The sequence below is a fragment of the Orenia marismortui DSM 5156 genome (assembly GCF_000379025.1).
GTDB classification, from domain to species: domain Bacteria; phylum Bacillota; class Halanaerobiia; order Halobacteroidales; family Halobacteroidaceae; genus Orenia; species Orenia marismortui.
In genome coordinates, this window is the sequence record NZ_KB900617.1 from 359744 (window position 1) to 373735 (window position 13992).

Consider the following 13992-nt stretch of genomic DNA (forward strand, 5'->3'; position numbering starts at 1 on the left):
TGAAACCACAAATAAGCACTAATCTTCATAAATAAAAGCATTCAAAATAAATTATTTATAAAAATTATAGTCAATAAATTTTCACCTTTTATTAGTGTTAGTTCCTGTGAATTACTGGTAAAATAATGTTTTAAATTAAACTTACAAAACTCTAAATAACCTAAGTTTTCCCTAAACAAAAACCCTCTCTTTTAAAAATAAAAGAAAGGGTTAATACTTCAATAAATTAATACTAAAACTCGTTGGCAACTCTCTTCGCTTCTTCAATTGAAGCTGCTACTGACTTCTCTAAATCTTCGCCCTCTAATACATTAGTTAGCTCTGTAGCAACTGTACTAAAGTCTGTGATTCCCATAAATCCTAAGATTGTTCTTAAATAACGTTCTCCCATTTCAAAGTCTTGACCAGGCCCTTCACTATATTTACCACCTCTTGCTGCTAAATATACTACCTTCTTATCTTTGAGTAATCCAACTGGACCCTCTTCTGTATATTTAAAAGTAATTCCAGCTACTACAATATAATCGATATATACTTTCAATATAGAGGGTATACTTAGATTCCACATTGGAGCAGCAATAATATACTTATCTGCAGCAGCAAATTGTTTAACATATCTTCTAATTTTACTATTCTCTTCTGTAAATAACTCTCCTATCATCTCTTCAGTTAAAGGCTTAATATCTTCTTGATACAAATCTAAGGTAATAATCTCATCCTCAGGATTTGCTTTTTTATATTCATCTACAAAGGATTCAGACATCTGAAAAGTGTAAGAATCTTCTTTGCTTTTTGGGTTTGCTTTGATATAAAGTACTTTACTCATCTTCTAACCTCCTCTTATCTTTTAACTATAAGATAACCTTCTTAAAAAGTATTATTCTTAAATAAAGTTTAACAGAACATTTAATATTCTAAAATCCTAACCAAGTTACTTTTTTATTCAAATCCGGATCTTCTCTAGGTGGTGCTGGTGGATTAATATCAGGGTATCCAATTGGAATAATACCTGCAATCTTCTGATTATCATCAAGTCCTAGGATTTCTTTAGTCTTTTCAGCATGAGCAACATGACCAGCAATCCAAACTGTACCAAGACCTTCCTCGGTAGCAACTAATGTTAGATTCTGAATTGCAGCACTAGCAGCCATTAGAGCCTCTTCATCTTTAATCTCATCACCACTGCTCCTATAAGTAACAGTAATATGTACTGGCGCTCCTCCAAAATTCTTAGCATATTCTAACATTAAAGGCTTCTTCTCTTCAGGTATGTAAGGTGCATTAGGGATATAGCTCTTAGCCCATTCATAAAAGACATTACATACTTTATCTACATACTCCCCCTTAGCAACAATAAAATCCCAAGGTTGGCTATTACCATTAGAAGGTGCCCAATTTGCTCCTTCTAATACCTTCTGAATCTTATTTTTTGCCACATCCTTATCTTTGTATTTTCTGATACTTCTTCTCTCTTTAATCACTTTTAATACTTCTTCCACTATATCATCGCTCCTTTTGAACAAACAGTAATGATTACTAATATTATAACACTAATTCATACTTCTTTCAAATAATAATACACTTAATTCTCATCATCTATCATAAGATTAGTATCATTTTGATCATCAATAACCTTTTTGCTCCAATCAATCACCTTAAGTAATAATAAAGCTAATAAAGCACCACTAATATTAGAGATAGCCACTGACCACCATAGTCCTAATTGCTTCCATCTAAAGTATTGGGATAATAAATAAGCTAAAGGAATTCTAACAAGCAAAAATGAGACAATAGAGATAATCATAGTCTGCATAGTTCTTCCTGCTCCCTTGAATACACCATTTGCTACAGTCATAACTCCAATAAACCCAAAAGTCATAGTAACTATTCTTAAGTAATCTGATCCAAAGTTAAGAACATCTACTTGTTTATTGAATACTCCTATAATCTGTTCTGGAAATATAAATATTATAATTCCTATTAAAGATAAAGTAATAAAAATAGTTAGCAAACTTACTCTAGCTACCTTTTCAGCCCTCTCCTTTTTTGCTGCACCTATATTCTGTCCCACCATAGTAGTAGCTGCTGCTGAAAGGCCAAAAGCCAAAATCCTTGGTAAACTAATTATCCTATTAACAATTCCATAAGCTGCTAAGGTCATAGTACCAAAAGAAGCTACTAAACTTGTCATTAATAGCTGCCCTACAGATACCATCGATTGTTCTACAGAGGATGGTATTCCTATCTTAACTATCAAAATAATAATCTCAAAATCCGGAACCATATCTCTAAAACTAAGCTTTAACCCTTTTCTACCTTTAATTAAGATTATGAAAGCATAAATAGTAACCAAGGCTCTTGAAAAGATAGTAGCTACTGCTGCCCCCTCTAATCCCATCTCCGGAAAAATACTTATACCAAATATTAATATAGGATCTAAAATAATATTTAAAACCACCGAAAAGAACATCATAATCGAAGGGGTCAAAGTATCTCCAATTCCTCTCAAAACTGAAGAGAAGATAAAAAAACCAAACATAAAAGGCATACCTGCAAATATAATCCTTAAATAAGCTGTAGCATCATCAAGAATAACTTGCTCTGCCCCCATCCAAATTAATAATTGTTCTGAAAATAAAACACCAAAAAATGCAATTAAAATAGAACCTGATCCTATAAAACTTACCAACTGCCCGAGGACTTGCTCAACTTTTTTATGATTTGCTGCACCTTTATATTGAGCTATTAAGCTTGTTCCAGCTATTGTTAAGCCTATACCTATAGAGACCATTAAAAACATTATCGGAAAACTAATGGATATAGCAGCTACAGCATTTGCCCCTATTCTGCCTACCCAAAGAGTATCAGCTAAATTATAAAGTGTCTGCATAAATTGGCTAACCATAATTGGTAAAGATAATTTAAAGATCGAACTTAAAACTGGTCCTTCTATTATATATTTAAATTTATCATCTGACTTCAAAGCTTGACCAACTCCTAATAAATTTCTTTTTTATTTTGACCCCATATCAGCTTAATACTATTTAGTATGCTATTACTAACCACTATTTTTAAACTTTTTAAAGAGCTTAACATAATAAAATTCAGACTTCTAAACTTTAAATATCAACATTATCAATAGTTCTAATATCTCGGATAAAAATAATACCAAAGGATAAAAATAATAGCATGTTATAGACTTTGAAGGTGATTTTATGAAAAAAGAAAAGATTAGTGCATATCAATATTTTTGGCTCTCAACTAATATGCTAATATCAACCATAATCTTATTAATTCCTAAGATAATAATTCAAGATGGCAGAGAGTATGCTTGGATAGTTCCAATAGTTTCTGGTTCAGCTATTGCTATTATAAATTATCTAGTTTTAATATTAGGATGTAATTTTTCTAATAATATTATTATATCTGATCTGAAAAATATATTAGGACCGATTCTGGGAAGAATCTTACTTATACCATATATTTTCATAATCATTCATACAACGAGTATGATGATGTATCAAGGTGTACAATTTGCTAGCTTTGTGATGCCTAGTAAATCAGAAATTGGATTTTGGATTATGATTGCTTTACTAGGCAGCTATCTGAGTTACAAAGGAATTGAGACCATAGCTCGACTAGCACAGATTGGAGTTATAATTATATCTATAGCTGTAATAACTATTCTAATAGGAAGTTATAATTCAATAACTATAAAATGGTTAAAGCCTTTTGCAATCAACTATAAAAAAGTTATTAGGGCTAGTATCACACCTGCTCATTGGTTTTTAATAATACCTAACTTATCATTAATACTTAAGCCCTACTTTAAGAATAATAAAAAATCTATTAAAGCTAGTCTATTAGGAAATTTTATGGGACAAATTATTACAGTAATACTATTTATTAATGCTTTAACTGTATTAGGAGCTGATTTAACATCTATTTTAAAATTTCCCTTCTATACTTTAAGCTCTTTAGCTTTAGCAGGTTTAGAAGTAATTATATTTATAGCTTGGATAATGGGGGTTATTATTGAAGTTGGAATCTTTTATTTCTCATCCTTACAATTAATCTCTTCTTTTTTTGAACTAAAAGACTATAGAATATTAATCCCCCCCTTCCTTATTATGATTACTTCCTTAGGAATATTTCAGACTAATATCCCTATGTCTCTTACAAAGATAGGATATATAGTTCCAATTAATGTACTATTATTAGAGATTCCCTTTTTAATTATATTTACTTTAATTTATCTAGCAGCAAGCAAAACTGATAAGTTAAGTAAACAATAATATACCTATAATATTAAAAAATTAACAAAGAAATTTAGAAAAATAATTATATTCAAGTTCATATAAAACTAAAAAGTGAGCTGAACATTCAGCTCACTTTTTACTACTTATCTTTCATCTTTTCTGATAACTGTTCATCAGCAGCATTAATAATATCCTTTAAACCACTGCGCCCTATAGTTAAATCATCAGTTTCTGCCGCTGGAGATCCAATCACTACCTGATCACTAAAACGTCCAACTTGTTGGGCTAAATCTGCTTTAAAACTGGTCCACTGACCAGTTTCCACCTCAGTTTCTGGAAAATTAAATCCTTCATTCTTTTCATTAAGACTTATAAAATCTTTATTATGAGTTGCCTTATCAACTACTTCATTCATTAGCCCTTCATTATTTTCTCCAAAATTCCTTCCTTCTTTGACTCTTATCTGACCATTACTCTCTTCTCTTATCTCATCCTTTTCGGGTATATAATTTTCTTCATTAATATCTTTTTTAGCCATTTATATTACCACCTCCTTATGACTAGTTTGTAATAGAAGTAGCAATATAATGCTAGGACTTTTTGTTAATTATATAATGACTAGTATAAAGTTTAATTTAAGATAAGGATTTAATATAGATCTCCAACCTTAAAGTGAAATAAAAATAAACTAAAAACTTTGAAACCACAAATGATCACACGCCCTGAAGAAGGTCCTTAGAAATTAAAATCCCGCGAAGGGTTGTGTTTCCAAACCCGAAGAATTGATTTTTATTTTCTGAGGAAGTACTCTTGGGGTGAATACACACCAATAAGAACAATAAAAAGATAAAAACTTAAAATATTTATATTGTCTAACCTTAAAGTCAAGTTTAATGAAAATATTACGGCATTTTTTAAAATTAGCTAGTTGTTTCTTTCTTAATATCTGACACCTACCTCCTACTTCCTAAGCAACCTCTATAAGTCATAAATATCAGAAAACTCTATATCTATTTTATTCATTAAATCTTCTGCTTTAGAAAATTGTTCTTCTAGTTGCTGGCTTTCATCTACTAACTCTATCGGCAGTTCTATAGTAAATTTACTCCCTTTACCAGCCTCGCTTTCAAGACTAATCTTACCTCCATGTAATTCAACCAACAGCTTTACAATAGAAAGGCCTAAACCACTACCTTCATTAGTACGATGAAAAGATTTATCTACCTGTCTAAATCTTTCAAAAATTACTTCTTGCCTATCTTCTGGAATACCAATTCCAGTATCTTCAACTGAAATAAATACTTTCTCGTCTTTTTCAAATATACTTACAATTATTTTATCTCCTTGCTTGGTAAATTTAATAGCATTGGATAATAAATTTAATAAAATCCTCTCAATATTAAAAGGATCACAAGCAATTATCTTAGCATTCAAACTACTATCAAATTCTAAAGATTTATTATGACTTTCAACACAATCTTGAATAGAATAACTAAGCTTTTTAACTATCTTTACTATATCATAGTTTTTTAACTTTAATTGAAATGAATTAGAAGTTATCTTTGTTATATCCATCAAGTTATTAACTAACTTTAGAAGTCTATAATTATTCTGTTTTATAACCTTTGTATAACTTTTGATTTTATCCTCTACTTTTGGATTCAATTTATTAGTATATAAATTTAACATCTGTAATGAAGAAAAAGATAAGTTCAATGGTGTCTTTAACTCATGGGATAAATTAGCGAATAATTCCAACTTAAACTTATTATACTCAAGTTCTTCTTTAAGTAGCTTCTGTTTAGTAATATCTATGACTGAAGCTAAAGCCCCTTCAATATTCCCTTCTTTATCTCTTAGTATAGTATTTCGCCCAAGAAAATGTCTCTCCTTACCAGTTTTAGTTATAGCAATAGACTCTGTATAAGGTACTTTCTCACCTTTCATTAATGCTTCAAAAGCCTGTAACAGTTCTTCCTTTGACTCCTCTTTAACAAAGTTATCTATTAAATTCTTCCCTAGTACTTCTTCTTCAGTACATTCTAAGGTCTCTAACCCTTTTCTATTAATCATCTGTATTTTACCCTCATTGTCTAAAACTACAAATATAACTTCAGCAACATTTAAATATTTCTGTAATTTCTCCTTTTCTCTTTTTAAATCCGCAGTTCTACCTTTTATTTTTTGCTCTAAATTATTCTTTATAGCTAACAAATCTTTTTCAGCTTTCTTTCTCTTAAATATATTTATCTTTAAAGTAATAATTATAGTTAATAATAAGAATAAGATAAAAACAGTTATCCATACCATCTTCCTATATTTAAAATAAAAAGATTCAGGTCTGTTAATAATTATACTAGCTTCAGGTAATTGACTTATGGAAATATCAAATTTCTTTAATTGTTTAAAATCGAACATTGGATAATGAGTGATTTGAGTTTGAACAGGAATCTCCTTAACATTCTTCCCCCTTAGAATTTCTTCTGCCATCTTTGAAGATATCTGTCCTTGCTCATATGATGAAATCATAAAACCACCTATAACACCATACCTCAAATGAACATCCCAATTACTATAAATTGGGATGTGTTGATTTTTAGATATTACTTTAACTGCTTTGAATTGAGGCATAAATAATCCTTGCTCATCTGTAAGAATAGACATTAGTAGTACAACACTATTATCTGACAATCCCCGAATCATATCTCTTAGTTTCAAAACTCTTCTTTCTTTACAGATAGTAAATTTTATATTTTTATTATAACTAGATATAAATTTCAAAAGTTCTTTTTGATTTGACCTCCCAGTTTCTGTCTCATCAACAAAAATTACAATCTCTTCAGTCTGAGAATGTAAATTAAGAATTAAATCTACAGTTTTTCGTAAATTAGGCTTTCCTATAACTCCAGTAAATAATTGATTCTCTTTTAACCAAGACTCTTCTAAACTATTAACACCACAAAAAACAATAGGAACATCTTGGAATAGTTCATCACCATATTCTTGTAAAAAATTAAAGGCTGCATCATCACAAGATATAATTACATCAAAGCTTTTATCTTTATATTTCAGCTTATAGAAGTTATATAGATCTGCTGAATATCTAGAATAATTATGATTATAACTATCCATATACTCTACAGCAATGAATTTGTTCTTATCCTTACTAAAAAAATCTTCTATTCCCTCTACAATATTATCAGACCAGAAATAGCCTTTATGATATGAATTAAGAATTAATATATCCTTTCTACCACTAGGTTGAGCATAAAGAAACTCAGCTGCTATAATTATTATAACTAAAGTCATTAACATCAACATTATCATAAATTTCTTATTAAAAATTAACATCTTCAATTTTTCCTACTTTCTATTTCTTAAAATTATTATATCTCTAATTAAATTGTCCATGTATAGGGTTCTAGAAGAAAGATAAAATTCCTGTAACTTCAGCAAGCTAAAATATTCTTATTGCTATTGAAATTTAATTTTTAATCTTATTTTTAGTATTAATCTTATACTAATCTCAAATACTAAAATTAAAATCTTTCTATAAGGAGTTGAACATATGTTTAGTCATGATAAACAACTTTTACATGAAGTAAAGGTCGATACACCAAATCCAGCTTATGCAACTATGCTACAAGAACAATTAGGTGGACCTAATGGAGAATTAAAAGCTGGACTTCAATATTTTGCTCAAAGCTTTAGAATTCAAGACCCTGAAATTAAAGATTTATTCTTAGATATTGCCACTGAAGAGTTTGGACATGCAGAAATGGTTGCCCAAACTATTAATCTACTAAATGGCCATGATGTAGCTAATACTCCTGATACTGTAGGACAGATAGAAGGACAAGTATTAGGTGGACTTTCACCATTGCTAGCAAATGCTTCTGGCGAACCCTTTACTGCCAATTATGTAAATGTCACTGGAGATGTAATTGCTGATATACTTTCTGATATAGCCGCTGAACAACGTGCAAAGGTAGTTTATGAATATCTACACCGCCAAATTGATGATCAAGGTGTTAGAGAAACTATAGACTTCTTATTAAATCGCGAAGAAGCACATAATGCTTTATTTAGAGAAGCATTAAATAAACTTCAACAAAAACCTCAATACTCTAATTATAATTTTGGGGTAACAGAAGATTCTAAGCTATATTTTGATTTATCCACTCCTGGCAGATACTTTGATAACCCTAATCCAACTGCTCCAAGTTTTGATAATCCTCGTAAAGTTGAGAATCGAGATAAAAGTCTCCAGCCGGTTTAATTATAATAAAAAAGATTGGCATCTGCCAACCTTTTTTATTGTTTCATTATTTATTTAGCAATTTAAATATAATATATTCTTGAATAATTATCAATAAATCAACAAAATATGATAGCCATTTACATGATTGTCATATTTCATATCTTTAAAATAAAAAACTATAACCCCTCAGTTAGGTTATAGTTTTTATTACTTCTCTTTACATTTTGGGCATAATCCATATATTTTCATTCTATGATCTAAGATAGTATATCCTGTCTCATTCTTTAATTTATTCTCAAACTCTTTCAAGGGACAAGATAAAGGCATAATATTATCACATTCTATACAAAGTAAATGGTGATGATGATGACCTTCATCAATTAGCTCAAACTTTTTCTCTTTACCCTTTAAATTCAAAGCTCTTACAATATTAACCTCCTGAAAAGAGTTTAGATTACGGTAAACTGTTGATAACCTTAATTTAGGATTCATAGCCTCTATTTTAGTAAATATATCTTGAGCTGATAATGGTCTATTACTAGCAAGTAATACTTCTAAGATTGTCTTTCTTTGTTTAGTCCACCTAATTCCTTTATCCTTTAATTTCTCTTCTAATAGATCTAAACTTTCCATATTACCACCTCATTTCAAGAAATTAATTACAAAATTTTTTATTAATCAATTATCATTAACATCTAAGGCTAATTCAGACCTTTTATAGAAATAAGTATTTACCTGCTTATAAATTATTGCTCCAATTAAATAAATAACACTAGCTATAATAATTGTACCGCCAGAAGCTAAATCATAATAAAAAGATATGAATAATCCTGTATTAACTGCTAATATACTAAAGATGACACTATAAATAATAGTCTCTTTAAAACTTTTAGCTAACTGTAAACTCGTAGCTACAGGTAAAGTAATTAATGACGAAACCAATAAACCACCTATAATCCTCATCGATAAAGATACAGCAATTGAAACCAAGACCATAAATAATATATTCAAGCCCTTTACAGGTACTCCTGCTAACTTAGCATCCCGCTCATTAAATGCTAAGAAGAAAAAACCATAATAAAAATATAGTATAATCCCTATTATAACCATTGCTAGAGGAATTACAGTTAACACATCTCGCTCAGTAACCATCGAGATACTACCAAATAGATAACTAAAGATACCAGAGCTATTGTTAGATAAACTAATCAAAATAGTCGCTAAACCAAGACCAGTAGCTAAAATAATAGATAATGATAATTCTGCATAATCTTTATAATTTTTACGTAATTTTTCAATCCCAAAAGCAGCTAAAACAGAAACAAATAATGCAGTATATATAGGATAAACACCTAAGATCATCCCAATTGCTACACCAGTTAAGGCCACATGAGATAATGTATTACCAATTAAAGATAACCTTTTTAATACTAGAAAAACACCAATTAAAGGACAAATAACTGCTATAATATTCCCAACTATAAAAGCTCGTTGCATAAAAGAGTAAGTAAATATATCTAACAACATTCGCTATCCCCCCCTTGATGTTGATGCTTTGGTATTAATGTACTATTATCTCCCTTAATCTGATTCAAATAACTTATATAATCAAACTCATCAGCATCATGTGAAAATACTTTTCCATCGCCAAAACATAAAATCTTATTAGCCTGATCACTAATAACATAGATATCATGAGAAATCATCACTACAGTAATACCTAACTCTTTGTTTAATTTACTTAATAGTTGATAAAAATCATCTTGTGATTTAGCATCTACTCCAACTAAAGGTTCATCCAAGAAGATCATCTCTGGATCGGTAATTAAAGTTCTAGCAATAAAGATACGCTGTTGCTGCCCTCCAGATAATTCACCAATCTTTTGATATTTATAATCAGACATATCTACCAACTCTAAGACTCTATCAATCTTAGTCCCTAACTTTTTATTTAGAACTTTAAAAAGACCCATTTGTTGATATAAAGCTGCTCCAATAATCTCCTTTACAGTAGCTGGAAAACTGCTATTGAAATCTCTGACCTTCTGTGAAATATAACCAACCTTGTCCCATTCTTTAAAAGCTTTAATAGGTTCTCCTAATAGTTCAATTCTTCCCTTAGTTGCTTTTAGGTCACCAATTAATAACTTCAATAAAGTACTCTTCCCTGATCCATTAGGACCAATAAAGGCGACAAAGTCGCCTTTATTGATATCTAGACTGATATTCTTTAATACATATTTATCTTCATAGTTAAAGGATAAATTTTTCACTTTGATTATCTGACTCATCTTAATCCACCAAAGCCTTTCTTAAACTTTGTAAATTCTTCTTCATAATAGAGATATAATCTTCGCCTTGCTCTTGTTCTGTTTCTGTTAACCCTGAAATTGGATTAAGGGGTAGAATCTCTAAATTGGCCTCTTGAGCCAATACTTCTGCTGTTTTTGGATTAGCTAGACTTTCCATAAATATATACTCTAAACTATGCTCTCGTGCTTCTTCAGTCAATTTAGCCAAAACCTTTGGACTAGGCTCTTGGTGTGGAGATACTCCAGCTACAGCTAATTGCTCTAATCCATATCTTTTTGCTAAATATCCAAAGGAGGCATGAGAAACTAAAATATACTTATGCTCCTTGTTGGATAAAGTACTTTTATATTCTTCATCAAGTTTCTTAATTTCATTGATAAAACTAAGAGTATTCTCTTTATAATAATCTTTATTTTTAGGATCTAATGCTATAAATTCTTTATTCATCCTTTTAGCAATATCGATCATATTAATTGGATCTAACCAGATATGAGGATCATACTCCCCATGGCCATGACTATGCTCTTCATCATGATTATTCTCTTTCTCATGATTATGCTCTTCAAATTTTAATAATTCAATATTCTTACTCACTTCAATAGTTTTAACACCAGCATTCTTTAAATTATTCACTACTTTATCAGCCCAAGGTTCTAATCCTAGGCCATTATAAAAGAAAACATCTGCCCTTTCTAAATCAGCTAACTTCCTAGGAGAAGGCTCATAACTATGTACCTCAGCACCATTTGGAATCACTAACTTGGCCGCTATCTTTTCTCCACCGATTTGATTAGCCACATAATACAATGGATAAAAACTAGTAAAAACCTCTAATTTATTCTGATCAATTTTATTTCCAGTCTTCTGCTGTTGACTACAGCCAGTGATTAACAAAGAAAACACTATTAAAAACACCAATAAATTCTTTTTCATCTTACCACCCCGTTCTCTTTTGCAAATCATTTGCATTTGTCTTTTTGATAAGTTAATGATAACAAATATCAATAACTATGTCAACTATCTTCTTTATATTATGCAAATTATTTGCATTAAATAACTGCATTAATCTTCCCCGCTAAAAACATCTCCCTATTTTAGATAAATAACTCTAAATAGTTTCGGAGTTAGGAGATAGGTGATAGGTATTAGGAAAAACTAACTCCCAATTCCTAGCAACTAAAACCAAAAAAGTGACACTCCCCACTAAGTTACACTTTAAAATTAGATATTTAAATGCATAGACTTAATTATAGTTCCCTATTTTTATAGATTTAATTCAAAAAAAGCATAAAGAAAAGGAGCCCAATAGCTTTTAGGCTCCTGATAGCATTGAATGAGTAAATATTATAATCTTTCTGCCCAACTTTGAATACTCTCTTCTGCTTCTGATGTAATATCTCCATCCCATTTAAAACCTTCTATAATAATCTCTGCTCCTAAGTCCTTTAATTTATCTTCTAAGACTTCTACGGATCTACAAAATTCTGGAAAAGCACTATCTCCCACCCCAAAAGCTCCAGCCTTTTTGCCAGATAGATCAATATCATCTAAATTATTATAAAAGTCATAGAAATCATCTTGTAATTCACCAGAACCCCAAGTTGAAGAACCAAATAAAATTAAATCAAAATTATTTAACTCATCTACATTAGCTTTTGATACATCTTTAATAAGAACCTCAAACTTGTCATCTAAAGCACTTGCTAAAGATTCTGCTAAACTTTCTGTACTACCTGTAGTTGAACCATATAAAATAATTGTTTTCATTATACTCTCTCCTTACATGGTTAATTTTTTATGTATTGAAAATGATTTTCATTATATATATTTACTATATCACTTCTCTAATAATCATGTCAAGGTTCTTTAAAAGATTTAATAAGATTCAAATATTATAAAAAGCTTATTACTTTAAAGTAATAAGCTTTTTATAAAGCTTCATAGAATCTACTTATATTATCCAACTCTGTTAATTGATCTTTAAATTTCTTTCTGGCTTGGTCAAATCTTTTCTGTTGCAACTTAGAAATTCTATCATTTCCATAAAACTTCCATTCACCATAACCACTAGGTTCCAAATCCAAATAGCCCATAAAAGCTAATACATCCTTCAGTGGATAACCAAAAAAGATACCAATCTCATGGGGAAATTTATCACTCTCCAACCTTCTTTTTAAATGTTTCAGATATAATTCTAAATTATATTCCTTGGGATAACCTAGACCCTGCAAAAATTTAAGATTGTTTTTCTGTTGAAGGTAATCATTTAAAGAGGACTGGTGATAAAAAATCACTTTCTTTCGCCTCTTATTATTCAGAGATTTTAATTCTAAAATTCCTATTTCTTCATAAGATAATATAGTCTTTTTGCAATATTTCCAATATTCACAGTCACCACAATTACAAATCATTACATTCCTTAATTCTGATGGCTTAACTCCCATTATAGTTGCTCCTATATACTCTAATAAAGATTTAAGGTAATTTTTATTACATACCACTGAATTTTTTAGATTAGCTCTCATTTATATAATCCCTTCTCTCTTTACTTCAACCTTATTACTTGAAACTTTCTTAATCCATCTTTTTATCTCTTCTTTAGATTGAGGATTTAAATCCCCATCACATTTTAGTCCTTCATTAGCTAATTCTAAACCCATATTTTTTAATTCCTTCTCTATTACATCCACTGTTTCACAAAAGTTCAAATCTTTTTTATCTATTGGACAGAATGTAGCTAATTTTTTATTTGACAAATCAATATCTGATTCAGTTAAGGAATTATATAAATTTATAAATCCATCTTGACTAATCTTAAAATTAGAATTTGCTGATCCCAAAATTATCAAATCAAAATCATTCAATTCTTCGATATTTATGTGAGCTATAGATTTCTTTAATACATCATAATCATCACTCAAATATTTAACTAATTCATTAGATAACTTCTCTGCCTTCTCTCCTACAGCATCATGGATAATAATCGCTTTCTTCATCAATCTTCCTCCTTCTCTATTCAGATAAATATATTCTTATATCTCAGCCTTATCAACTTGATAATGAATTTCATTTTCTACTATTAATATATCATTATTCCTCTACTTATGTCAATAATCTTAATCAGCAAAGATTATATTATTTTAAATAAATTATTTTATT

At 29.7% G+C, this 13992-nt stretch carries 14 protein-coding genes; 2 read left to right on the forward strand and 12 right to left on the reverse strand.

The features are described 5' to 3' along the window. Window positions 1–232: 232 nt before the first annotated feature. From OREMA_RS0101555 to OREMA_RS0101565, 3 genes are all read right to left on the reverse strand, one after another. Window positions 233–826 carry an FMN-dependent NADH-azoreductase gene (locus tag OREMA_RS0101555; protein WP_018247530.1) on the reverse strand — a complete coding sequence of 198 codons (594 nt, stop codon included), beginning with the start codon at window positions 824–826 and terminating at the stop codon, window positions 233–235. A gap of 88 nt (window positions 827–914) precedes the next feature. Beyond that, a complete protein-coding gene (locus tag OREMA_RS0101560) occupies window positions 915–1499 on the reverse strand; it encodes a nitroreductase family protein (protein ID WP_018247531.1) in 585 nt (194 codons plus the stop codon). A gap of 83 nt (window positions 1500–1582) precedes the next feature. Beyond that, complete coding sequence (locus OREMA_RS0101565) at window positions 1583–2983, reverse strand: MATE family efflux transporter (RefSeq protein ID WP_018247532.1); 1401 nt, start codon at window positions 2981–2983, stop codon at window positions 1583–1585. 232 nt (window positions 2984–3215) lie between these two features. Between OREMA_RS0101565 and OREMA_RS0101570 the strand changes: the two genes are divergently transcribed. After that, on the forward strand, window positions 3216–4295 hold the full coding sequence (locus OREMA_RS0101570) for a GerAB/ArcD/ProY family transporter (protein WP_018247533.1): 1080 nt from the start codon (window positions 3216–3218) through the stop codon (window positions 4293–4295). Between the two features lie 103 nt (window positions 4296–4398). Here OREMA_RS0101570 and OREMA_RS0101575 read toward each other — a convergent pair whose 3' ends face one another. Together OREMA_RS0101575 and OREMA_RS18120 are read right to left on the reverse strand one after the other, a co-directional pair. Then, on the reverse strand, window positions 4399–4797 hold the full coding sequence (locus OREMA_RS0101575) for a hypothetical protein (RefSeq protein ID WP_018247534.1): 399 nt from the start codon (window positions 4795–4797) through the stop codon (window positions 4399–4401). A gap of 440 nt (window positions 4798–5237) precedes the next feature. Next, window positions 5238–7610 (reverse strand): sensor histidine kinase, encoded by a 2373-nt coding sequence (locus OREMA_RS18120; protein WP_018247535.1) that lies wholly within the window; start codon window positions 7608–7610, stop codon window positions 5238–5240. Between the two features lie 217 nt (window positions 7611–7827). Between OREMA_RS18120 and OREMA_RS0101585 the strand changes: the two genes are divergently transcribed. After that, complete coding sequence (locus OREMA_RS0101585) at window positions 7828–8538, forward strand: manganese catalase family protein (protein ID WP_018247536.1); 711 nt, start codon at window positions 7828–7830, stop codon at window positions 8536–8538. Between the two features lie 189 nt (window positions 8539–8727). On the opposite strand, the gene OREMA_RS0101590 is transcribed toward OREMA_RS0101585, so the two are convergent. The 7 genes from OREMA_RS0101590 to OREMA_RS0101620 all read right to left on the reverse strand — a co-directional run bounded on the left by OREMA_RS0101590 (window position 8728) and on the right by OREMA_RS0101620 (window position 13829). Then, window positions 8728–9153, reverse strand: coding sequence for a Fur family transcriptional regulator (locus OREMA_RS0101590; RefSeq protein WP_018247537.1), 426 nt, complete (start codon window positions 9151–9153; stop codon window positions 8728–8730). 45 nt (window positions 9154–9198) lie between these two features. Next, window positions 9199–10047, reverse strand: a complete 849-nt coding sequence (locus OREMA_RS0101595; RefSeq protein ID WP_018247538.1) for a metal ABC transporter permease — start codon at window positions 10045–10047, stop codon at window positions 9199–9201. Continuing rightward, window positions 10038–10811 (reverse strand): metal ABC transporter ATP-binding protein, encoded by a 774-nt coding sequence (locus OREMA_RS0101600; protein ID WP_018247539.1) that lies wholly within the window; start codon window positions 10809–10811, stop codon window positions 10038–10040. Before OREMA_RS0101600 ends, OREMA_RS0101595 begins: the two co-directional genes overlap by 10 nt. Window position 10812: 1 nt before the next feature. Further along, window positions 10813–11766, reverse strand: coding sequence for a metal ABC transporter substrate-binding protein (locus OREMA_RS0101605; RefSeq protein WP_018247540.1), 954 nt, complete (start codon window positions 11764–11766; stop codon window positions 10813–10815). A 411-nt stretch (window positions 11767–12177) separates the two neighbouring features. Continuing rightward, window positions 12178–12600: a flavodoxin gene (locus OREMA_RS0101610; RefSeq protein ID WP_018247541.1), complete on the reverse strand. Its 423-nt coding sequence runs from the start codon at window positions 12598–12600 to the stop codon at window positions 12178–12180. A gap of 161 nt (window positions 12601–12761) precedes the next feature. Then, entirely contained in the window at window positions 12762–13358 is a 597-nt protein-coding gene (locus OREMA_RS0101615; protein ID WP_018247542.1) for a DUF3793 family protein, read from the reverse strand. Then, window positions 13359–13829 carry a flavodoxin family protein gene (locus tag OREMA_RS0101620; RefSeq protein ID WP_018247543.1) on the reverse strand — a complete coding sequence of 157 codons (471 nt, stop codon included), beginning with the start codon at window positions 13827–13829 and terminating at the stop codon, window positions 13359–13361. Between the last annotated feature and the right edge of the window lie 163 nt (window positions 13830–13992).